This window comes from Hydrogenophaga palleronii, from assembly GCF_031457455.1.
GTDB classification, from domain to species: Bacteria; Pseudomonadota; Gammaproteobacteria; order Burkholderiales; family Burkholderiaceae_C; genus Hydrogenophaga; species Hydrogenophaga palleronii_A.
Genome location: NZ_JAVDWU010000002.1, coordinates 256,989 through 279,308, shown reverse-complemented (window position 1 = coordinate 279,308; position 22,320 = coordinate 256,989). Strand labels below are relative to the sequence as shown.

Here is a 22,320-nt window from a genome sequence, read left to right as displayed (position 1 = left end):
AAAAAAACCGCGCCGAAGCGCGGTTTTTTTGTTGGTCGGTTGCCCGGTGATCAGTTGGCGCGGGTGCCCACAACTTCCACTTCAACACGACGGTTCTTCGCACGGCCTTCGCGGGTGCTGTTGTCAGCCACTGGCTGAGTCAGGCCCTTACCTTCGGTGTAAATGCGGTTGCTTTCGATGCCCTTGCTCACCAGATAAGCCTTGACGGCTTCGGCGCGGCGAACCGACAGCTTCTGGTTGTAGCCAGCAGGGCCGGTGGAGTCGGTGTGACCCACTGCAATCACGACTTCCAAATTGATGCCACCCACCTTGCTGGCGAGATCGTCCAGCTTGGCTTTGCCTTCAGGCTTCAGGACAGCCTTGTCGAAATCAAAGAAGGCATCAGCTGCGTAAGTAACCTTGGCAGCAGCAGGCGCTGGTGCGGGTGCGGGTGCAGGCGCTGGTGCAGGCGCGGGAGCTGGTGCAGCAGCTGGTGCGGGCGCGGGTGCGGCAACAGGCACGATAGCACCGTCACAGCCGGCGGCTGCGGTGGCTGGCGTCCAACCGGCATTGCGCCAGCAGAGTTCGTTGGTGCCGTTTTTCCAGACAGTGCCATCGGCAGCACGCCAGTTGTCCACGGTTTGGGCACCCGCGGCCGTTGCCATGGCGGCGGTTGCAAACAGCATTGCCACTTTATTCAGTTTTTTCATGGTATTCCTCTTGGTGATCCGCAGACTTGCTGCGTTACAGAAATTGACGCTCGAAGTGACCACCACCCAAAGCGTTGAATTCATTGTGCCACAAGCCTGATGGGGCTAATGCGACGCATGAGGGACCTGTTGTAACCACTTTTGGCTGTGCGAACGCATTCGTTGTTGAACCGCAACACCGGCGCAGCCTGCGACCGATTGCCTGAGCACTCTAAAATGTCAGGTTGCCTTCTGGCCTCATCCCGTACAACCGACGCCACTCATGACACAGTTTGCCAAAGAGACCCTGCCCATCAGCCTTGAAGAGGAGATGAGGAGAAGCTATCTGGATTACGCCATGAGCGTCATCGTGGGACGGGCTCTCCCTGATGCCCGGGACGGTCTCAAGCCTGTGCATCGGCGCGTGCTGTTCGCCATGCATGAGCTCAACAACGACTGGAATCGCCCCTACAAAAAATCTGCCCGCATCGTGGGTGACGTGATCGGTAAATACCACCCTCACGGCGACAGCGCGGTCTACGACACGATCGTTCGCATGGCGCAGGATTTTTCTTTGCGGCACATGCTAGTGGATGGACAGGGCAACTTCGGCTCGGTCGACGGCGACAACGCGGCTGCGATGCGGTACACGGAAATTCGCATGTCGAAAATTGCCCACGAGATGCTGGCAGACATCGACAAGGAAACCGTCAACTTCGGGCCCAACTACGACGGCTCGGAAAAAGAACCTCTGGTGCTGCCTGCACGGCTTCCCAATTTGCTTGTAAATGGCTCCGGCGGAATTGCTGTGGGCATGGCCACCAATATTCCACCGCACAACCTCAATGAAGTGGTGGACGCATGCCTTCACCTGCTGCGCAGTCCAGACGCGACCATTGACGAATTGATGGAAATCATTCCCGCTCCGGATTTCCCCACCGGCGGGATCATCTATGGCGTCAATGGCGTAAAGGATGGTTATCGCACCGGCCGCGGCCGCGTGGTGATGCGGGCCAAATGCCATTTCGAGGATATCGACAAAGGCCAACGCCAGTCCATCATCGTGGACGAGCTGCCCTATCAGGTCAACAAGAAGACGCTGCAGGAACGTATCGCCGAGTTGGTCCACGAAAAGAAAATCGAGGGCATCAGCCACATTCAGGATGAGTCGGATAAATCCGGCATGCGGTTGGTGATCGAGCTCAAACGAGGCGAAGTGCCAGAGGTCGTGCTCAACAACCTTTACAAACAGACCCAGCTGCAAGACACCTTCGGCATCAACATGGTGGCGCTCGTCGATGGGCAGCCCAGGCTGTGCAACCTGCGAGAGCTGGTCCAGGTGTTCCTCGAACACCGGCGGGAGGTGGTTACCCGACGCACGGTGTTCAACCTTCGCAAGGCGCGCGAGCGGGGTCATGTGCTCGAAGGTCTGGCGGTGGCGCTGGCCAACATCGACGACTTCATCGCCATCATCCGCGGTGCTCCAACGCCGCCGGTGGCCAAAGCGGAACTCATGGCACGGCCATGGGACAGCCAACTGGTACGGGAGATGTTGACCCGCTCACGCGCCGACGGCGGCGTGGTCAACGCAGACGATTACCGTCCGGAGTCGCTTGAGCGCGAGTTCGGCATGGGCTCGGATGGCCTCTATCGGCTCTCCGAGACGCAGGCGCAGGAGATTCTGCAAATGCGCCTGCAACGCCTGACCGGGCTGGAGCAGGACAAGATCGTTGCCGAATACAAGCAGGTCATGAGTGAGATCGACGACTTGCTGGACATCCTTTCCAAACCTGAACGGGTCTCGACCATCATTGGCGATGAACTCACCGAGGTAAAACTGGAATTCGGACAAACCAAGCTGGGCGCGCGACGCAGTGAAATCGAGCACAGCGCACAAGATCTGAGCACCGAAGACCTGATCACCCCCACCGACATGGTGGTGACATTGAGCCACAGCGGCTACATCAAGAGTCAGCCGCTGGCCGAATACCGGGCACAAAAGCGTGGCGGCCGAGGCAAGCAGGCCACGGCGACCAAGGAAGACGACTGGATCGATCAACTCTTCATTGCCAACACCCACGACTACATCCTGTGCTTCTCGAACAGAGGCCGCCTGTACTGGCTGAAGGTGTGGGAAGTGCCCGCTGGGTCGCGAGGATCTCGCGGCCGCCCCATCGTGAACATGTTTCCGCTGCAAGAGGGTGAGAAGATCAACGTGGTGCTGCCCCTGACGGGCGAGATGCGCACCTTCCCCTCCAATCGCTATGTGTTCATGGCGACCAGCATGGGCACCGTCAAGAAGACCGCGCTGGACGAGTTCTCCAATCCGCGCAAGGCGGGCATCATCGCTGTGGATCTCGACCAGGGGGATTTCCTGGTGGGTGCGGCGCTCACCGACGGCGAGCACGACGTCATGCTGTTCAGCGACGGCGGAAAGGCCGTCCGCTTCGACGAAAACGACGTGCGCCCCATGGGACGCAACGCACGCGGCGTGCGCGGCATGATGATCGAAGAAGGCCAGAGTGTGATTGCGATGCTTGTGGCCGAAGACGAAGAACAGAGCGTGCTGACCGCCACCATCAATGGCTATGGCAAACGCACATCCATTGCCGAATACACGCGACACGGGCGTGGCACCAAGGGCATGATCGCCATCCAGCAGAGCGAACGCAATGGCAAGGTCGTTGCCGCCACGCTGGTGCACAACGATGACGAGATCATGCTGATCACCGACACAGGCGTACTGGTGCGCACCCGCGTTTCCGAGATCCGGGAGATGGGGCGCGCCACACAGGGCGTCACGCTGATTGCGCTCGACGACGGCTCTGAACTCTCTGGGTTACAACGCATCGTGGAAAACGATGCCAATGTGACCGACGCGCCCGAAGCGAACGGCGCGGAAGAAGCAGGCAACGGCGGCACATGATGCGTCCGTTCAATTTTTCGGCGGGTCCAGCGGCCATGCCTGCGGAGGTTCTGCAAGAGGCCGCTTCAGAAATGCTTGACTGGCACGGCAGCGGCATGAGCGTGATGGAGATGAGCCATCGCGGCAAGGAATTCATGTCCATCCGCGATCAGGCGGAGGCCGATCTGCGAGAGCTGCTGGCCATTCCAGAGCACTTCAAGGTGCTGTTCATGCAGGGTGGCGGGTTGGCTGAAAACGCCATCGTGCCCTTGAACCTTTCACGAGGCGCGGCCGCCGACTTTGTTGTCACCGGCAGCTGGAGCAAAAAATCAGCCGCCGAAGCACAGAAGTACTGCCGGGTCCATGAAGCGGCCAGCAACACCTCTGACAACCACACTTGCCTGCCTGACCCCGGGCACTGGCAGTTGAACTCAGACGCACAATACGTGCACATCTGCGGCAATGAAACCATCAACGGCGTCGAGTTTCACGAACTGCCGGATCTGAAATCCCTCGGCAGCGACGCGCCCCTGGTGGTTGATTTCTCGTCACACGTGGCTTCTCGCCCGGTCGATTGGTCGCGCGTCGGCCTGGCATTTGGTGGAGCGCAGAAGAACCTCGGGCCCGCAGGACTGACCCTGGTGGTCGTGCGCGAAGACTTGCTTGGCAGGTCGATGAGCGTCTGCCCCTCTGCGTTCGATTACGCCACCGTGGCCACTCATCAGTCCATGTACAACACGCCGCCCACCTACGCCATCTACGTGGCGGGGCTTACTTTCCAGTGGCTCAAAAGGCAAGGCGGTGTGGCCGAGATGGAACGGCGCAATGTGGCCAAAGCCGCTCTGCTGTACGGCTTCATTGATGGCTCCGACTTCTATGTCAACAAGGTAGCCAAAGACTGCCGCTCGCGCATGAACGTACCCTTCTTCTTGCGCGACGAGACGCGCAACGATGCCTTTCTGACGGGAGCGAAAGCACGTGGCTTGCTCCAGCTCAAGGGTCACAAATCCGTGGGAGGCATGCGGGCCAGCATCTACAACGCCATGCCGATGGAAGGTGTGCAAGCGCTGGTTGATTACATGCGCGACTTCGAACACTCCCAGGCTTGAGCAGCATGACGCAACCCAAACCATCGGACTCGCTTGGCGATCTGCGCATCCAGATCGATGCCCTGGATCAGCAACTGCTCTCGCTGCTGAATCAGCGCGCCCACGTCGCAGAAAAAGTCGGCGAGATCAAACGCCAGGAGGGCTCCCCCTTCTTCCGACCGGACCGGGTGGCACAGGTCATCGAGAAGATCCAGGCCGCCAACCAGGGGCCGCTGCTGAACCAGCACGTGGCCTCCATCTGGCGAGAAATCATGTCGGCTTGCCTGGCGCTTGAGGCACCACAGCGCGTGGCGGTGCTCGGCCCTCAAGGCACCTTCTGCGAGCAGGCGGCAATCGAGTTCTTTGGCAGCGCAGCCAACCTGATCTACTGCGCCAACTTTGATGAGGTGTTTCACGCCACGGCAGCCGGCACAGCACAGTACGGTGTGGTGGGCATGGAGAACTCGACCGAGGGTGTGGTGGCAAGATCGCTGGACCTGTTCCTTCGCTCACCCGTACACGTGGTAGGCGAAGTCAGTCTGCTGGTTCGCCACAACCTGCTCAGGCAGATCAACAACCTGGACGGCATCGAGGTCGTGATGGCCCACCCGCAGGCCCTGGCACAGTGCCAGAACTGGCTGTCCCAACACCTGCCGAACGCCGAGCGGCGCGCGGTTTCAAGCAATGCCGAGGGCGCGAGACTGGCCGCGACCCAACCGAACTGGGCCGGCCTGGCCAGCGAACGCGCGGCAGCTCAGTTCGGACTGCACATCGTGGCCCATGCGATTCAGGATGAGGCATACAACCGGACCCGGTTTGCCGTCATCTGCCTGCCTCAGACGCTCGCCATGCCGCCGGCGTCCGGCAAGGACTGCACCAGCCTCGTGGTTTCGGTTCCCAACCGTCCAGGTGCAGTACACGATCTGCTGGTGCCACTGAAAAACAATGGCGTGTCCATGACCCGGTTCGAGTCCCGCCCTGCCAAATCCGGTCAATGGGAGTATTACTTCTACATCGACATCGCAGGGCATCCGTCCCAGCCTCATGTGGCGGCGGCACTGGGGGAACTCCAGAATTTGTGTGCTTTCTACAAGGTTCTGGGCGCCTACCCGGTCACAGAGTGATGCCAACCCGCCCTCTTTTGAAGAAACTGTATGTTTGAACAACTTGGCCTCATTGGCTGCGGCCTGATGGGCGGCTCATTTGCTCTGGCGCTCAAGAAGGCGGGCCTGGTCAAGCGGGTGGTGGGCTACAGCAAATCGCCTTCCACCACCGAGCGCGCCCGGCAGATGGGCGTGATCGATGTGGAAGCGCCGTCGGCCCTGCTGGCGGTGTCGGGCGCGGATCTGGTGCTGCTGGCCGTGCCGGTGGCTGCCACTGAGGCCACCTTCAAGGCCATTCGCCATCTGGTGACACCGAACACCCTCATCATGGATGTCGGGTCGACCAAGCGCGAAGTGATCGATTCGGCGCGCCGGGTGCTGCGCGATCAGGTGGGGGTGTTCGTGCCCGCCCACCCGATCACAGGCAAGGAACTGGCAGGCGTGGAGCATGCCGACGCCGAACTCTATCGCGGGCGCCAGGTCATCCTGACGCCCATTGAGCGCACCCTCACGGCCCAGCTGGAAAAAGCCCAACAGGTGTGGACGGCACTGGGCTGCCACGTGCGGCAGATGTCGCCTGAGGCGCACGATGCGGCCTACGCTGCGGTGAGCCATTTGCCCCACCTGATTGCCTTTGCGCTCATGAACTCCATCAAGGGCCAAGCGGATGGCGACACCTACCTTTCCCTGGCGGGTCCCGGCTTCCGGGACTTCACCCGCATTGCGGCCAGCGACCCGAGCATCTGGCGCGACATCCTGATCTCCAACCGGGAAGAGCTGATCGCACAGTCCAGGCACTTTCAGCGTGCTCTTCACACGATGGAAACAGCCATTGCGGCGGGCAACCCGGATGCGCTGGAGGCCCTGATCGATGCTGCCAGTTCTTCGCGATCCCATTGGCGCATGACGGCAATCAAGTCCCATGGCTGAAATCCCGGGTCCCGCTCGCGATCCGTCTCACCACGTGATGGACCCAACGAGCCGCCCACGACCCAACTGCCCGAATGTACTCAACTGACCACCTAGACATCCCCCCTCTGGCGAGCGCTGGCGGGACGGTTCAATTACCAGGCTCCAAAAGCATCTCGAACCGCGTGCTGCTGCTGGCAGCACTCAGCACCGGCCATACCGACATCACCGACCTGCTGGATTCGGACGACACGCAGGTCATGCTTCAGGCACTTGCCACCTTGGGTTGCCAAGTTGAACACCGTTCGAACGGTGAAGTGCGGGTGCACGGCCTGGGTGGCACCCTGCCGGTCAAAACCGCAGCGCTGTTTCTAGGCAACGCCGGCACGGCCATGCGACCACTCACGGCGGCACTGGCCGTTTTGGCCAGCCAGCACGGCGGTCAATTCGACCTCAGCGGTGTTGCACGCATGCACGAACGTCCCATCGGCGACCTGGTAGATGCACTGCGGCAGCTGGGTTGTTCGGTGACCTACACGCTCAACGATGGTTATCCACCCTTGCGCCTGGGTACCGGCGAGCCCACCGAACTGACGATTGATGCACCCATTCAGATCCGGGGCGACGTCTCCAGCCAGTTCCTCACTGCACTGCTGCTGACGCTGCCGCTGGCCGCCCGCACACGCGACATTCATATCGATGTGGCGGGTGAGCTGATTTCTCGGCCCTACATCGAAATCACACTCAATCTGATGCAGCGCTTCGGCGTCGACGTGAAGCGGGACGAGTGGAAACGTTTCACCATTCCGGCTGGCAGCCAGTACCGATCCCCCGGGCGCATCCCGGTGGAGGGTGATGCTTCATCGGCCAGCTATTTCATTGCACTGGGAGCCATTGCGCCCTGCTCGCCCGGCTGCGACGGCATCTCCATCAAGGGGGTGGGCTTGGCTTCGATCCAGGGCGACATCCGCTTCATTGAAGCCGCCAGGCTTATGGGAGCCGACCTCAGCGGTGACGCCAGCACGCTGCACATCAGGCGAGGCGCCTGGCCGTTGAAGGCCATTGATCTTGACTGCAACCACATCCCTGATGCGGCCATGACGCTGGCCGTGATGGCGCTGTATGCGGACGGTCCGTCCACATTGCGCAACATCGCCAGCTGGCGCGTCAAGGAGACCGACCGCATCGTCGCCATGGCCACAGAATGCCGCAAGCTCGGCGCTTTGGTAGAGGAAGGTCCGGATTTCATTCGCATCACACCGCCCGCGTCCGCCGAGGCCTGGTCCGCCGCCAGCATCCACACCTACGACGACCACCGGGTCGCCATGTGTTTTTCTCTGGCGGCATTCAACCCGGCCGGACTGCCCGTGCGCATCGAAGACCCCAAATGCGTGGGCAAGACCTTTCCCGACTACTTCGAGACCCTGTTTGAGGTGTGCCAGACCCCGCCGGCCAACATACCGGTGATCTGCATCGACGGTCCCACCGCGTCAGGCAAAGGCACCCTGGCTGCGGCTTTGGCACATCGGCTGGGCTACCACCTGCTGGACTCCGGTGCCTTGTACCGACTGGTGGGTCTCGCGGCGGAAAGAGCGGGCCTTGCAACAGACGAAACTGCGCTGAAGGCCGAGAATCAGGCCGATCGACTTGGCGAGCTGGCTTCGAGCATGCAGGTGCGCTTCACGGGTGACCATATCCTGCTGAACGAGGAAGACGTGACCGAGCTCTTGCGCAGCGAATCTGCCGGCATGGCCGCTTCCCGGGTTTCGGCGGTGCCGCAGGTGCGGTCCGCATTGCTGGGTCTGCAGCACGACTTTCGCCAGCTCCCGGGCCTCGTGGCCGACGGGCGCGACATGGGTACGGTCGTTTTCCCCGATGCGGCTCTGAAGGTGTTCCTGACCGCCAGCGCCAGCCAGCGGGCACAGCGCCGGCATAAGCAGTTGATTTCTAAAGGATTTGCTGCTAACATCGACGACCTTCTGGCGGATTTGATCCGGCGCGACGAGCGAGATTCTTCCCGCAGCCATGCGCCTCTCAGGCCCGCCGAAGACGCCTTGCAACTGGACAACTCGGGTTTGAGTATCGAGCAATCGATCGATCAGATGTTGATCTGGTGGCAAGACAAAACGGCATTCCCAAAGGTTTGAAAAGCGTTTGAGTTTGTCGGTGTATTTGGCCCAGACGGTCCCGCCGGGTATTCACAGCCCGCAGGCCTGATGGTTCTTGACCCTTAACCCCGCGGTGCCCCGGCCCGCAACGTCAATACCGCCCATACGCCGATTCGCATGCTGCACCTCTTGTGCGCAGCTGTGCACGGCTTTGATCGGTTTTAGGAAATTCAATGTCTGAATCTTTTGCCGCCCTGTTCGAAGAGTCCCTCAAACGCGCTGAAATGCGCTCGGGCGAAGTCATCACCGCTGAAGTTGTTCGAATCGAACACAGCCACGTGGTGGTCAATGCCGGTCTGAAGTCGGAAGCCTATGTGCCGCTGGCCGAATTCAAGAACGACCTGGGCGAACTCGAAGTGCAGGTGGGCGATTTTGTGTCCGTGGCCATCGACTCGGTCGAAAACGGCTTCGGCGACACCCTGCTCTCCCGCGACAAGGCCAAGCGCCTCGCATCGTGGATGTCGCTGGAAAAGGCGCTGGAATCCGGCGACTTCGTCACCGGCACCACCAGCAACAAGGTCAAGGGCGGCCTGAAGGTCATGGTCAACGGCATCAGCGCCTTCCTGCCAGGCTCGCTGGTCGACAGCCGTCCCACCAAGGACCTGACGCCCTACGAAAACAAGACCATGGAGTTCAAGGTCATCAAGCTCGACCGCAAGCGCAACAACGTGGTGCTGAGCCGCCGCGCCGTGGTGGAAGCCTCCATGGGCGAAGAGCGCGCCAAGCTGATGGAAACCCTGAAAGAAGGCGCCATCGTCAACGGTGTGGTCAAGAACATCACCGAATACGGCGCGTTCGTGGACCTGGGCGGTATCGACGGCCTGCTGCACATCACCGACATGGCCTGGCGCCGTGTGCGCCACCCGAGCGAAGTCGTTCAGGCCGGCCAGGAAATCACCGCCAAGATCCTCAAGTTCGACACCGAGAAACAGCGCGTCTCCCTGGGCCTCAAGCAAATGGGCGATGACCCATGGATGGGCGTTTCGCGCCGCTACCCACAGAGCACCCGCATGTTCGGCAAGATCACCAACATCGCCGACTACGGCGCGTTCGTGGAACTCGAGCCTGGCATCGAAGGCCTGGTGCACGTGTCTGAGATGGACTGGACCAACAAGAACGTGGCCCCGAACAAGCTGGTGTCGCTGGGTGACGAAGTCGAAGTCATGGTGCTCGACATCGACGAAGACAAGCGCCGCATTTCGCTGGGCATGAAGCAGTGCCGCGCCAACCCCTGGCACGAGTTCGCTGAAGCCACCAAGCGCGGCGACCGCGTCAAGGGCCCGATCAAGTCCATCACCGACTTCGGCGTGTTCGTGGGTCTGGCTGCCGGCATCGACGGCCTGGTGCACCTGTCTGACCTGTCCTGGAACGAAACCGGCGAAGCCGCCGTGCGCAACTTCAAGAAGGGCCAGGAAGTGGAAGCCATCGTGCTGGCCATCGACGTGGAGCGCGAGCGCATCTCCCTTGGCATCAAGCAGCTCGACGGCGACCCCTTCACCACCTTCGTGTCGGTGAATGACAAGGGTTCCATCGTGACCGGCAAGGTCAAGACCGTGGACGCCAAGGGCGCCGAGATCGATCTGGGCGAAGACGTGCTGGGCTACCTGCGCGCCAGCGAAATCAGCCGCGACCGCGTGGAAGATGCGCGCAACGTACTCAAGGAAGGCGACGAAGTGAGCGCTGTGGTGACCAATGTGGATCGCAAGACCCGCAACATCCAGTTGTCCATCAAGGCCAAGGACGCCGCTGACCAGCAGGAAGCCATGAGCAGCCTGAGCCAGCAATCGTCCCGTGAAAACGCCGGCACCACGAGCCTGGGCGCCCTGCTGCGCGCCAAGCTGGACAACAACAACTGATAGCCGAGGCACGGCGTTCGACCTGATGCATCGGGTGGGTTTTTCCCGCCCGATGCATGCATGCCGAACACCTGAGGTCCAACGCTCAACCACAACACAATGACCCGATCAGACCTTGTTGAAGCTCTGGCCAACCGCTTTGGCCAGTTGACCCATCGTGATGCCGAGTTCGCCGTCAAGGCGATCCTGGACGCCATGGGCGACGCCTTGGTCAAAGGTCATCGGATCGAGATCCGTGGGTTTGGCAGCTTCTCCGTCAACCGCCGCTCTCCCCGAATCGGGCGCAATCCACGTTCGGGCGAAAGCGTGATGATTCCGGAGAAACGTGTGCCGCATTTCAAGCCAGGCAAGGCATTGCGCGAGCATGTGGATGCCAGAACGGCTGAAATCCTGGGACGGGAGCCAAAGAAGCCTGTGTAGGCGGCTGATGGCGATCCGACCTTGTGCTCGGATCGCTACAATCGTTCCACCACAAAGGGGACGATTTGAGATACCTGATGTGGCTGCTCAACGCAGCCATTTTTTTTGCACTTTTCGCCTTCGCCCTGAACAACCAGGACGATGTCACGCTGCGGCTCTTCTTTGGGGCAAGCTGGCAGGCACCCTTGGTATTGATCCTGTTGGTGGCCTTGATCGCCGGTGTGTTTCTCGGTGTGGCCGTGATGCTGCCGCTGTGGCTGCGTGCGCGCAAAGCGCGACGCGCCCAGCCTCCCGCCGCACCGGCCACCGAGATCGACGTGAGCCAGTTCCCCGAGCCTCACGATCCGCGGCATGGACTTTGATTTCACATGGTTGCTATGGGGTCTGCCCCTGGCGTTCGCCTTGGGCTGGATCGCCTCCCGACTGGATCTGCGACAGTGGCGCATTGAGGGTCGACAAGCGCCCAAGGCATATTTCCGGGGCCTGAATCACCTGCTCAACGAGCAACAGGATCAGGCCATCGACGCTTTCATCGAGGCGGTTCAAGGCGATCCGGACACCGCCGAACTGCACTTTGCCTTGGGCAATCTCTTTCGCCGACGGGGTGACTACGATCGGGCCGTGCGCGTCCATGAACATCTGCTTTCGCGCGCCGACATCGGGCGCAAAGAGCGTGACCGGGCACAGCATGCGCTTGCGCTGGATTTTTTGAAAGCGGGCCTGCTGGACCGCGCAGAGACCGCCTTGCACCGCCTGGAAGGCTCAGCCTACGAGGCCGAGGCTTTGCTCGCACTGCTTTCAATCTACGAACGCTCGCGCGACTGGCCGCAAGCCAAGGTGATCGCTGAAAAACTCGAAACTGCTGAACAAGGCAGCTTCTCCAACCGCCTGGCGCACTATCTGTGTGAAGAAGCCGAGCAGGCTGTGCGCACCGGCGACACAGAGAAGGCGCTGAAGCTGCTGAACGATGCCGTGGCGCGGGCGCCGCAGTTGGCGCGCGGCTGGTTGGCGCTGTCCTCTTTGAAATCGCAAGCAGGCCAGCCCGATGCGGCATTCAATGCGCTGCGCGAACTGCAGAAGCAGGCACCGTCCGCCATGCCGCTGGCTGCCCGATCCCTTGCCGATCTGGCCCGGCAGACAGGGCGACTGGACGAGGCCAGACAGCTGCTCACGATCAGCGACCAGCGCGCTCCCTCGATCGATGTGACCGAGGCCTTGGCCAGCCTTTGTGAAGACAGGGAAATTGCACGGACGCAGTACCTGACCCATCTGGGCCGCGAATCCTCCTTGGTTCTGGCGGCCCAGTGGCTGGCGGGTGAACAGTTTTCGAACCCAGCCGCGCAGGCGCCCGTACAGACAGCGCTCGCCCAGGCCAGCATGCCGCTCAAGCGCTACCGCTGTGCGGCATGCGGGTTTGAAGCACAGCAGCACTTCTGGCACTGCCCAGGGTGCCAGACCTGGGACAGTTACCCGGCCAGGCGGGTTGAAGAGCTTTAAGACTTGGCCCACCCCCGCGCCGCGCCTGCGGCGCGTCACCCCCTCAAGGGGGCGATACCAGTCGTCCGGCAAAGCCGGCCCGACGGTATCTCTGGAAGGGGCACTTCGCTCCGGAGGATGTGTCTCTTACTTCCTCGCCCCTCTGGGGAGAGGGCTGGGGAGAGGGGCCACGCCTTCTCAAATGCTTCTTTTCTGAGAAAGGCTGGTTGGGCTGGTTCGCGGTTCGGTCCAACCTTGCGAAGAAACAGACCATTGCGGGGAGGCGCCCTTGATTCCTGGCGTCCCGCGTTCGCTACGGTGCACCGTACCCACCACCCCCTGGCGTAAGGATTTCGAAGATGTCGCCGGGCTTCATCTCGGCCTGACCAATATGAGCCAGGTCCTCGACACTGCCGTCTGAGCGCACCACGCGGTTGATGCCGACAGCGCCGGGTTGTCCGCCAGCCATGCCGAACGCGCCGTGCACCCGACCATTGGAGAGGATGCTCGCAGTCATGTCCTCAAGAAAGCGGACACGGCGAACGCCACCATTGCCGCCGTGCCATCGCCCTGCCCCACCTGAGCCGTCGCGGATCTCATAGCTTTCCAGCCTGACTGGAAAGCGGAATTCGAGCACTTCCGGATCGGTCAACCTTGAGTTCGTCATGTGGGTCTGCACCACACTCGTGCCATCGAAACCGTCGCCTGCACCACTGCCCCCGGAGATGGTTTCGTAGTACTGGTGGGTGGCATTGCCGAAGGTGAAGTTGTTCATGGTGCACTGGCTGGCGGCCATGACCCCCAGAGCGCCGTACAGCGCATTGGTGATGCAGCTTGAGGTCTCCACGTTGCCTGCCACCACGGAGGCAGGCGGATTGGGGTTGAGCATGGAGCCGGCGGGAATGATCACCTTCAATGGTTTGAGACAACCTGCATTGAGCGGAATGTCGTCGTCCACCAGCGTGCGGAACACGTAAAGCACCGCCGCCATGCACACCGCGGTAGGCGCGTTGAAGTTGTTGAGTTGCTGCTCGGAGGTGCCGGTGAAGTCGATCTCGGCGCTACGGGCTTGGGTGTCCACGCGAATGGCCACCCGGATCTGTGCACCATTGTCCAGCGGCAACGTGTATTCACCGTCTTTCAAACGCGTGATGACGCGTCGCACCGACTCCTCGGCGTTGTCCTGCACATGACCCATGTAGGCCTGCACCACGTCCAGGCCGAACTGGTCGACCATCTTGCGCAGTTCCTGCACACCCTTCTCGTTGGCGGCGATCTGTGCCTTGAGATCGGCCATGTTCTGCTGCGGGTTGCGCGAAGGGTATTCACCGCTCTGCAGCAACGCGATCATTTCGGCTTCGCGCAGCATGCCCTTGTCCACCAGCTTGACGTTGTTGATCTGCACGCCTTCTTCCTCGATGCGGGTGGAGAACGGGGGCATGGAGCCAGGGGTGGTGCCTCCGATGTCGGCGTGGTGGCCACGGCTGCCCACGTAGAACAGAGGCTTGTCGTTCCCCGCTGCGGCGAGATACACCGGCGTGATGACGGTGACATCGGGCAGGTGCGTGCCTCCGTGGTAGGGATCATTCAGGGCGTACACATCGCCCGGCTGCATCTTGCCCGCGTTTTCGCGGATCACGGTCTTGATGCTTTCACCCATGGAGCCCAGATGCACCGGCATGTGCGGTGCGTTGGCGATCAGGTTGCCTTCGGCGTCGAACAGCGCGCAGCTGAAGTCGAGCCGCTCCTTGATGTTGACCGAGTAGGCCGTGTTCTGCAACTGCAAGCCCATCTGCTCGGCAATGTTCATGAACAGGTTGTTGAACACTTCGAGCAGCACAGGGTCGGCCGTGGTACCCACCGCAAAAGAGGCGTTGCGCGGGATCCGGCGGTCCAGCACCAGATGATCAAGCGCGGTGAGCACAGCCTCCCAGCCGGGCTCCACCACCGTGGTGGCGTTCTTCTCGGCAATGATGGCCGGTCCGGGAATCACATCGCCAGGTCGCAGGTCTTCGCGCACCACCAGTGCCGCGTCAAACCACTGGCCGCCGGAGTACATGCGCACGGTCTCGCGGCGGGGGACTTCGCGTGCCTCGAAGGTGTCGAAGCGGGGTTCGTTTGGCGCGTCGCCTGCGATCACGGCTTCGACCGACACGGCTTCGATCACCAGCCGCTTCCCCTGCATGAGGAATGCGAACCGCTGGCGGTAGGCCACCTCGAACCCAGCCTGTATGGCGGCCAGATCGCCAAACGGCACCACCAGCGCCGCGTCGCTGCCTTCATACCGAACATGCACGCGATGGTGCAGGATGATGGGCCCTGCACTGACCTGCTGGCTTTCCAGCTCTCCCTGTGCAGCGGCGGCCAGCTTGTCGAGCTGGTCAGCAACCAGCGGCAAGGCGTTGGCCTCCAGGGGCAACTCAACGGCCTCCTCACGGATCACGTTCTGGTCGGCCAGGCCCATGCCGTAGGCGCTCAACACGCCGGCCAAAGGATGCACGAACACGCGTGTCATGCCCAGCGCGTCGGCCACCAGGCAGGCGTGCTGCCCCCCTGCCCCGCCGAAACATTGCAGGGTGTAGCGGGTGACGTCGTAGCCGCGTGCCACCGAAATCTTCTTGATGGCATTGGCCATCTGCTGCACGGCGATGTTGATGAAGCCTTCGGCCACCTCTTCAGGCTTGCGACCGGTCTGCGTCGCCAGCTCTTCGAACTTCGCTTTCACCGCCTCATGGCTCAGCGATTCGTCGGCCCCGGGTCCGAACACCTTGGGAAAATGGTGTGGCTGGATCTTGCCGGTCATCACGTTGGCGTCCGTCACCGCCAGCGGGCCGCCACGGCGGTAGCTCGCCGGCCCGGGATTGGCGCCGGCGCTTTCCGGTCCCACGCGGAAACGCGATCCATCAAAAGACAGGATGGAGCCTCCACCCGCGGCCACGGTGTGGATGCTCATCATGGGTGCGCGCATGCGCACCCCGGCGACCTGGGTCTCGAATTCACGCTCAAATTCGCCCGCGTAGTGCGAGACGTCTGTGGAGGTGCCCCCCATGTCAAAGCCGATGACTTTCTCGTGCCCAGCCAGACCGGCGGTGCGTGCCATGCCCACGATGCCGCCCGCCGGGCCAGAGAGAATGGCGTCTTTGCCCTGGAACGCGCGGGCGTCAGTCAGACCGCCGGACGACTGCATGAAGAACAATTTCACGCCAGGCATCTCGGCTGCCACCTGGTCCACATAGCGGCGCAGGATGGGTGAGAGGTAAGCGTCGACCACGGTGGTGTCGCCCCGGCTCACGAACTTCATCATCGGGCTGGTTTCGTGCGAGGCGCTCACCTGCGTGAAACCCACCTCGCGCGCGATGCGGCTGGCGATGCGTTCGTGCTCGGTGAAACGGTAGCCGTGCATGAACACGACAGCCACGCTGCGAAGTCCGCGACCGTGAGCGGCGATCAAGTCGTCGCGCAATGCGGCTTCATCCAGTGGCTGCACCAGCTCACCCACAGCACCCATGCGCTCCCGGGCTTCGATCACCTCGCTGTAGAGCAATTCAGGCAGCACGATGTGGCGATCAAACAGGCGTGGACGGTTCTGGTAGGCGATGCGCAGCGCATCGCGGAAACCGCGCGTGGTCACCAGCAACGTGCGCTCACCTTTTCGTTCGAGCAAGGCATTGGTGGCCACGGTGGTGCCCATCTTCACGCACTCCACCTGCTCTGGCGTCACCAGTTCACCGGGCTTCAGCCCCAGCAGGTGGCGAATGCCGGCCACCGCCGCGTCACGGTACTGCTCCGGGTTTTCGGACAGCAGCTTGTGGGTGATCAGTGTGCAGCTTCCATCGGGCAACGGTTTCTTCGCCACGATGTCGGTGAATGTGCCGCCCCGGTCGATCCAGAACTGCCAGCGGTTGCCTGTGGGGGGTGTCGTGTCTTGCATGATGAGGGACTTTAGCGTTGAAAGTAGTAGGGCACAAAGATGACGTTGGCCTCATTGCCAACCGACTGCACCCACTCACGGGAAAAACGTTCGCCCAGGCGCTTGAGCTCGGCTTCGAAGCTGGGGGAAATCCGGCCCACCTTCATGCCCTTGAGCTCAAGTTCCCGGGTAGAAGCCTCGGCCACCTGCTGGCTCATGGCCCAGCCACGCGACTCGGCTTCTTTGGCCGCGGACAGCACCGCCTCGCGCACCGCAGGCGGCAAGGCTTCGACCGCCTTGAGGTTGACGAAGACGATGTTCTTTGGGAACCAGGCGTTGATGGTGTAGTAATGGCCGATCTGCCCCCAAACCTGGTTCTCCACGCCAGTGATGGCCGAGGTGATCATGCTGTCGATCCTGCCGCCTGCGAGCGCCTGGTTGACCTCCACCATGGGCACGTCGACCGGTTCGGCGCCCAGCATCTGGGCAATGCGCCGGGTGGACAGGTTGTACGTGCGCATGCGCTTTCCATTGAAATCGGCAGGTGACTGCACCGGCGATTTGGTGAAGAGCCCCTGTGGCGGCCATGGCACGGCGTACAGCGGCATCAGCCCTCGCTGGGAGAAGTGCTTGGCAATAAGGGGCCGCTGCAGGTCCCAGAGCCTGCGAGCGTCTGTGTAACTGCCGACCACAAATGGAATGGCATCGGCACCCGCGATGGGCAGATCAGCCACCATGTTGGTCATGATGGTTTCACCGGCCTGCACCTGGCCGGATTGCACCGCCTGCGGAATCTCGGGCAGCTTCAAGAGCGTGTTGTTCGGGTGCACCTCGATGCGCAGGGCGCCATTCGTGGCCCGCTCCACGTCGCGGGCGAACTGCGCGATGTTCTCGGTGTGAAAGGACTCGGCCCGGTAGCCGGTGGCCAGTTTCCACTGGGTCTGGGCGTGCGCCACCGAGGCTGCGGCCAGCGCAACCAGAACAATCCATTTCATGGGAGGCTCCTTTTTCGGAAGGTGGATCAGGCCCGGTTCGGCAACCAGAGCACCAGCTCGGGCACAAAGTAGGTCGTGATGACCGCAAACACCATAAGCAGGAACAGCGGCAGCGCCGTTCTCGCAATCCAGGTCACTTCGCGCCGCGTCAGCCCCTGCAGAACGAACAGGTTGAACCCCACCGGCGGTGTGATCTGCGCCATCTCCACCACCAGCACGATGAAGATGCCGAACCAGATCAGGTCAAAGCCTGCGGCCTCCACCGTGGGCAGCAGCACGGCAATCGTGAGCACCACCATGGAAATGCCGTCCAGGAAACAGCCGAGCGCGATGAAGAACACGATCAGCAGCAGCATCAGCACGAAGGGCGAGAGGTTCAGGTCACCAATGAACTCCGCCACGTGCCTGGGCAGCCCGATGAAGCCCATGGCCAGGGTGAGGAAAGCGGCGCCGGCGAGGATGAGGCCGATCATGCAGTACACCTTGCAGGCCGCCACCAACCCTTCCTTGAACCGGCTCCAGTTCAGCGAGCCTTCAATGGCGGAGAGCGCCAGCGCACCTGCTACCCCCACCGCCGCCGCCTCGGTGGCGGTGGCAATGCCGCTGTAAATGCCTCCCAGCACCAGCCCGATCAGCACCACCACCGGAATCAGGTGGCGCGCCGCCGCCACCTTCTGGAGAAAGCTCATGCGGATGCCGGCAGCGGGCACTTTGTCCCGGTTGAACAGCGACCACACCATGATGTAGCCCATGAACAGCGCGGCCAGCAGCAGCCCGGGCACCACGCCCGCCAGAAACAACTTGGCGATCGACACATTCGCCGCCACGCCATAGACGATCAGGATGATGGACGGCGGTATGAGCAGGCCCAGGGTGCTGGCGCCGGCCAGCGTGCCCACCGACATTTCTTCCGGATAACCGCGCTTCTGCAGTTCGGGCAGCGTGATCTTGCCCACGGTGGCGCAAGTGGCGGCCGAAGAACCGGAGATGGCCGCAAAGATGGTGCAACCCACCACGTTGGTGTGCAGCAGTCGGCCCGGCAGGCTTTCCAACCAGGGCGCCAGGCCCTTGAACATGTCGTCGGTGAGTTTGCTGCGGAAGAGGATTTCACCCATCCACAGGAACAGTGGCAAGGCGGTGAGGGTCCAGCTGGAGGTGTGGCTCCAGATGGTAAGCATCATGCTGTCGCCCACCGGGCGAGAGGTGAAGAGTTCCATGCCGATGTAGGCCACCGCCGTCAGGGAAAGGCCGATCCATAGGCCCGATCCAAGAATGGCAAACAGCAGCACCATCAGTGCCAGTGCGATCACGACGTCCATATTTTCTTTCTTCTTCACGGCACCAGGCCGCTGTTATTCGGCACGGGCGGCTTCGTCGCCGCTCTTGGCCATGAAGTCGCCGCCCTGCCAGCGCAACACAATGGCGTGCACAAACGCCATGGCAAATCCGATGCTGCCCAGCACCAGGCCCATTTGTGGCATCCACAGCGGCGTCACATCGGCTGCGGGCGACACGTCGTGGTACACGTACGATTGCCACGCCAGCCGCGCGGAGAACCAGGCCATGAGACCTGTCACCAGCAGACCCGCACCCAGACAAAACCACTCCATCGCGCCCCGAAGCGACGGCGGCAAGCGGTCCAGCACAAGGGTGACGCGAATGTGATCACCGCTGGCCAGCGTGGCCGGCAGCGCCAGAAACAGCGCACAGACGATCGCGTAGCCGGCATAGGCGTCAAGCCCGGGAATGTCCCACTGCGCCTGCCTGGCCACCACCCCGAGCGCCACCGAACCGAAGGCAGCGAGCATGGACAGACAGGACAGTGCCAGCAGGCCCTGATAAAACGCATAGACGAGTCTGGACACCGCACGCTCCTGGTTCGGTCTTCAATTCAGTGGGAGAGGCAGGCGACGGGGCGGCCGGCTTGCCGGTACGCTCGCCGCACTGCGGAGGATCAACGGCCGCGGTAGGCGTCGATCACGGCCTGGCCATCAGGCCCGGCGGTCTTGAGCCATTCGGCGGTCATGGTGTCGCCAATGACGGCGAGTTCCTTCTTGATGGCCTCCGAAGGCTGGGCAATGGTCATGCCCTTGGCGCCCAGTTCCTTGATGTATTCACCGTCGAGCCGCTCGCTGGTGATCCAGCCGCGCTGCTCGGCGTTCATGGCCGCCTTCAGCACGGCGTCCTGTGTGGCCTTATCAAGCTCATCAAAAGCCTTCTGGTTCACCACCGTGGCATTGCGCGGCAACCAGGCGCTGACCGGATAGAAGTGCTTCACCTGCTCGTGCAGCTTGCTCTCGACACCGCTGGCGCTGGAGGTCAGGAAGTTCTGCACACCGCCGGTGGCCAGGGCCTGGGGCAACTCGGCGAGCTGGATGGTCACTGGCTGCGCCTTGAGCAACTGCGCAATGCGCGTGGTGGCCGGGTTGTAGGCGCGCATCTTGGTGCCGGCAAAGTCGGCCGGGCTGTTCACAGGCTTGATCGAGTACAGCGACTGGCCTGGCCACGGCACGGTAAACAGCACCTTCATGCCTTGCGAGGCCAGCAGCTTGTCCTGCGCCGGCTTGGCGGCTTCGTACAGACGTTTGGACGCGGCATAGCTGGTGGCCAGGAAGGGAATCGAGTCCACACCGAACAAAGGATTTTCGTTGGCCGCACCGGAGAGGATGAACTCGGCCGCGGGCACTTGCCCGGTCTGCACCGCGCGTTTGATCTCGTTGGCCTTGTAGAGCGAACCACCGGCGTGAACCGTGATCTTGAGCTTGCCGTTGGTGAGCTTGTCCACTTCATCGGCGAACTGCTGAACGTTCTGGGTCTGGAAGCTGTTGGCCGAGTAGCCGGTAGGCAGATCCCATTTGGTCTGGGCAGAAGCAGCACAGGCAAAGGCGACGGCGGTGAGGCAGAACAGGGTTTTCTTCATCGGAGGCTCCTGGTTAAAAACTGGCGAGTTGGTGGTTGAGGAGATCGGTGATCAGCATCGCGCCGGGGGCATGGGTGATGCAGAACGCGGGGCGGGCCTGCTGGATCGCGGCCTGCGGCGTGACGCCACAGGCCCAGAACACGGGCAGTTCATCGGGCATCACGTCGACCGCATCGCCGTAGTCAGGGCGGGCGAGGTCGGCAATGCCGATCAGGGAGGGATCACCGATGTGCACCGGCGCGCCATGAACATTGGGAAAGCGGGAAGTGATCTGCACCGCGCGAATCACGGCACTGGCGCGCAGGGGTCGCATGGTCACCACCAGCGGCCCTGAAAAAGGTCCTGCGGGCTGTGTAGGAATGTTGGTGCGGAACATGGCCACGTTGCGCCCCTGCTCCACATGCCGCAGGGTAAGTCCCGCTTCCATCAACGCCTGTTCGAAAGAAAACGAGCAGCCAATCACGAAACTCACCAGATCGTCGCGCCACAACGCCGTGATGTCGGTGGGCTCATTCACCAGTTCGCCATCGCGCCACACGCGGTAGCGCGGAACATCGGTGGCGATGTCGATGTCCGCACCCAGCGTAGGCAGGCTGCGGTCCCCCGGGTTGGACACCGCGAGCACCGGACAGGGTTTGGGGTTGCGCTGGCAATACAGCAGAAAATCGTCAGCCTGCGCCTTGGGCAGGATCACCAGGTTGCCCTGCACATGTTCATCGGCCAGACCGCTGGTGTGCGAGGTCCACAGACCCTTGCGGATCCGGCTTCGCACCAGCGCTGCGGTCTGCAAGCCTTCGGCGCCAAACACCGCGATCGCCTGTTCGCTTTCGTTCTTCACTGCGTCTCCTGTTATCCGAACATGTCACCGTGATGACGTTGGGCGGATTGTGGAGTGCGTGGCGCCTCAGTTCAAACTCAAAATATTTCTCTTACTTCATCGATTTTTTCGATGATCCATCAAGGGGCGCCGTGCGCCTGTTTGGTGCACTCTTTGCCCGGCCACCGGAACCTGCATGCACCGCCTGGAAGGCCAGTGCCGACTTCACCACCGTCTCGACCGCATCCGTGCTGGGGTCGGTCCGGTAGCTGGCATGAATGGGCAAGGGTTGCAGCGACGTATCGCAACTCAGGGGGCGAAGGTTCGGGTAGTTCTGCATGCGCTCCACCGCCTTGCGCGGCAGGGTGGCCACCCCAAAGCCGCCCTGCACAAGCTGCACCATGGCCGAGATGGACGAGATGGTGTGTATGCGTCGGGGCTCGATCGCTTCCTGCCGGAACACATCCAGCAAAGCCACATGCGGGAGCGAGCCTCGCTGGAAGGTCAGTATCTCGAACTCACCCAGTTCGGCCAGGGTGTAGCGGCGCTTGCGATGCATCTGTGTGTGACCCATGAAGACCATGTCCATGGGCGGCAGACTTCTGCTGCGCACGCCATCAGCCGAAGCGGGCAAGGCCGCGAAGACGAGATCTTGCGTTCCGCGCTGGACCTGCTCCACCAGAATGGGCGTGGTCTCCACCGTCAGCTCCAGCGCCAGCGCCGGGTGATCGGCTCGCAGCTTCTCGATCCATGGAATCAACCAGGAATGCAACACCGATTCAATGGCTCCGATGCGCATGGAAACCGCCAGCGATGCACCGGACCCCATCTCGGTTTTCGCTTCCCGCTGCAGCTCGAGCAAGCGCTGCGCATAGGTGAAGAAGCGCGTGCCGGCCACCGTGAGCCGGAACTGCTTGTCGCGCCGGTCCAGCAGCAGCACCCCCAGCTCGTCCTCGAGCGCGGCTATGCGACTTGACATGGCCGACTGCGTGAGAAACAGCTTTTCCGCCGCCCTGGTCACGCTCTTGAGCGAGACCACCCAGTAGAAGGCCTCGACAAAACGAAGGTTCACGTCAGGCCTCCGA

At 62.0% G+C, this 22,320-nt stretch carries 17 protein-coding genes; 9 read left to right on the top strand and 8 right to left on the bottom strand.

What is annotated here, in order from left to right; translation table 11 throughout:
* Positions 1-50: 50 nt before the first annotated feature.
* Entirely contained in the window at positions 51-689 is a 639-nt protein-coding gene (gene ompA, locus J2W49_RS05870; RefSeq protein WP_310312875.1) for an outer membrane protein OmpA, read from the bottom strand.
* A gap of 262 nt (positions 690-951) precedes the next feature.
* Here ompA and gyrA point away from each other — a divergent pair, with 262 nt between their 5' ends.
* The 9 genes from gyrA to lapB all read left to right on the top strand — a co-directional run bounded on the left by gyrA (position 952) and on the right by lapB (position 12,614).
* Positions 952-3,594 (top strand): DNA gyrase subunit A, encoded by a 2,643-nt coding sequence (gyrA, locus tag J2W49_RS05865; RefSeq protein WP_310312871.1) that lies wholly within the window; start codon positions 952-954, stop codon positions 3,592-3,594.
* Positions 3,591-4,682, top strand: a complete 1,092-nt coding sequence (gene serC / locus J2W49_RS05860) for a 3-phosphoserine/phosphohydroxythreonine transaminase (RefSeq protein WP_310312868.1) — start codon at positions 3,591-3,593, stop codon at positions 4,680-4,682. Before gyrA ends, serC begins: the two co-directional genes overlap by 4 nt.
* 5 nt (positions 4,683-4,687) lie before the next feature.
* On the top strand, positions 4,688-5,785 hold the full coding sequence (gene pheA, locus J2W49_RS05855; RefSeq protein ID WP_310312864.1) for a prephenate dehydratase: 1,098 nt from the start codon (positions 4,688-4,690) through the stop codon (positions 5,783-5,785).
* Positions 5,786-5,815: 30 nt separating this feature from the next.
* The gene (locus J2W49_RS05850; protein ID WP_310312861.1) at positions 5,816-6,694 is read left to right on the top strand and encodes a prephenate dehydrogenase; all 879 of its coding nucleotides are present in this window, start codon (positions 5,816-5,818) and stop codon (positions 6,692-6,694) included.
* A gap of 74 nt (positions 6,695-6,768) precedes the next feature.
* Positions 6,769-8,820, top strand: coding sequence for a bifunctional 3-phosphoshikimate 1-carboxyvinyltransferase/cytidylate kinase (locus tag J2W49_RS05845; protein WP_310312858.1), 2,052 nt, complete (start codon positions 6,769-6,771; stop codon positions 8,818-8,820).
* Between the two features lie 194 nt (positions 8,821-9,014).
* The gene (gene rpsA / locus J2W49_RS05840; RefSeq protein ID WP_310312855.1) at positions 9,015-10,697 is read left to right on the top strand and encodes a 30S ribosomal protein S1; all 1,683 of its coding nucleotides are present in this window, start codon (positions 9,015-9,017) and stop codon (positions 10,695-10,697) included.
* 99 nt (positions 10,698-10,796) lie between these two features.
* Positions 10,797-11,117 (top strand): integration host factor subunit beta, encoded by a 321-nt coding sequence (locus J2W49_RS05835; protein WP_310312852.1) that lies wholly within the window; start codon positions 10,797-10,799, stop codon positions 11,115-11,117.
* A 77-nt stretch (positions 11,118-11,194) separates the two neighbouring features.
* Positions 11,195-11,479 (top strand): lipopolysaccharide assembly protein LapA domain-containing protein, encoded by a 285-nt coding sequence (locus tag J2W49_RS05830; protein ID WP_405000993.1) that lies wholly within the window; start codon positions 11,195-11,197, stop codon positions 11,477-11,479.
* Positions 11,469-12,614 carry a lipopolysaccharide assembly protein LapB gene (gene lapB / locus J2W49_RS05825; RefSeq protein ID WP_310312846.1) on the top strand — a complete coding sequence of 382 codons (1,146 nt, stop codon included), beginning with the start codon at positions 11,469-11,471 and terminating at the stop codon, positions 12,612-12,614. Before J2W49_RS05830 ends, lapB begins: the two co-directional genes overlap by 11 nt.
* Before the next feature lie 292 nt (positions 12,615-12,906).
* Here the strand turns inward: lapB and J2W49_RS05820 are convergent, their stop codons facing one another.
* The 7 genes from J2W49_RS05820 to J2W49_RS05790 form a co-directional block, all read right to left on the bottom strand.
* Entirely contained in the window at positions 12,907-16,524 is a 3,618-nt protein-coding gene (locus tag J2W49_RS05820; protein WP_310312843.1) for a hydantoinase B/oxoprolinase family protein, read from the bottom strand.
* Between the two features lie 11 nt (positions 16,525-16,535).
* Positions 16,536-17,498: a TRAP transporter substrate-binding protein gene (locus J2W49_RS05815; protein WP_310312841.1), complete on the bottom strand. Its 963-nt coding sequence runs from the start codon at positions 17,496-17,498 to the stop codon at positions 16,536-16,538.
* Between the two features lie 26 nt (positions 17,499-17,524).
* A complete protein-coding gene (locus J2W49_RS05810; protein WP_310312838.1) occupies positions 17,525-18,817 on the bottom strand; it encodes a TRAP transporter large permease in 1,293 nt (430 codons plus the stop codon).
* A gap of 33 nt (positions 18,818-18,850) precedes the next feature.
* Complete coding sequence (locus J2W49_RS05805) at positions 18,851-19,363, bottom strand: TRAP transporter small permease (protein WP_310312836.1); 513 nt, start codon at positions 19,361-19,363, stop codon at positions 18,851-18,853.
* Positions 19,364-19,452: 89 nt separating this feature from the next.
* The gene (locus J2W49_RS05800; RefSeq protein WP_310312834.1) at positions 19,453-20,418 is read right to left on the bottom strand and encodes a TRAP transporter substrate-binding protein; all 966 of its coding nucleotides are present in this window, start codon (positions 20,416-20,418) and stop codon (positions 19,453-19,455) included.
* A 13-nt stretch (positions 20,419-20,431) separates the two neighbouring features.
* Positions 20,432-21,208: a putative hydro-lyase gene (locus J2W49_RS05795; protein WP_310313771.1), complete on the bottom strand. Its 777-nt coding sequence runs from the start codon at positions 21,206-21,208 to the stop codon at positions 20,432-20,434.
* A 139-nt stretch (positions 21,209-21,347) separates the two neighbouring features.
* Positions 21,348-22,307 (bottom strand): LysR family transcriptional regulator, encoded by a 960-nt coding sequence (locus J2W49_RS05790; RefSeq protein WP_310312831.1) that lies wholly within the window; start codon positions 22,305-22,307, stop codon positions 21,348-21,350.
* Positions 22,308-22,320: the final 13 nt, after the last annotated feature.

Bases quoted from the DNA above. Each gene is read 5' to 3' on its own strand.
- ompA (WP_310312875.1), bottom strand. From the start codon at position 689: ATGAAAAAACTGAATAAAGTGGCAATGCTGTTTGCAACCGCCGCCATG.
- gyrA (WP_310312871.1), top strand. From the start codon at position 952: ATGACACAGTTTGCCAAAGAGACCCTGCCCATCAGCCTTGAAGAGGAG.
- serC (WP_310312868.1), top strand. From the start codon at position 3,591: ATGATGCGTCCGTTCAATTTTTCGGCGGGTCCAGCGGCCATGCCTGCG.
- pheA (WP_310312864.1), top strand. From the start codon at position 4,688: ATGACGCAACCCAAACCATCGGACTCGCTTGGCGATCTGCGCATCCAG.
- J2W49_RS05850 (WP_310312861.1), top strand. From the start codon at position 5,816: ATGTTTGAACAACTTGGCCTCATTGGCTGCGGCCTGATGGGCGGCTCA.
- J2W49_RS05845 (WP_310312858.1), top strand. From the start codon at position 6,769: ATGTACTCAACTGACCACCTAGACATCCCCCCTCTGGCGAGCGCTGGC.
- rpsA (WP_310312855.1), top strand. From the start codon at position 9,015: ATGTCTGAATCTTTTGCCGCCCTGTTCGAAGAGTCCCTCAAACGCGCT.
- J2W49_RS05835 (WP_310312852.1), top strand. From the start codon at position 10,797: ATGACCCGATCAGACCTTGTTGAAGCTCTGGCCAACCGCTTTGGCCAG.
- J2W49_RS05830 (WP_405000993.1), top strand. From the start codon at position 11,195: ATGTGGCTGCTCAACGCAGCCATTTTTTTTGCACTTTTCGCCTTCGCC.
- lapB (WP_310312846.1), top strand. From the start codon at position 11,469: ATGGACTTTGATTTCACATGGTTGCTATGGGGTCTGCCCCTGGCGTTC.
- J2W49_RS05820 (WP_310312843.1), bottom strand. From the start codon at position 16,524: ATGCAAGACACGACACCCCCCACAGGCAACCGCTGGCAGTTCTGGATC.
- J2W49_RS05815 (WP_310312841.1), bottom strand. From the start codon at position 17,498: ATGAAATGGATTGTTCTGGTTGCGCTGGCCGCAGCCTCGGTGGCGCAC.
- J2W49_RS05810 (WP_310312838.1), bottom strand. From the start codon at position 18,817: ATGGACGTCGTGATCGCACTGGCACTGATGGTGCTGCTGTTTGCCATT.
- J2W49_RS05800 (WP_310312834.1), bottom strand. From the start codon at position 20,418: ATGAAGAAAACCCTGTTCTGCCTCACCGCCGTCGCCTTTGCCTGTGCT.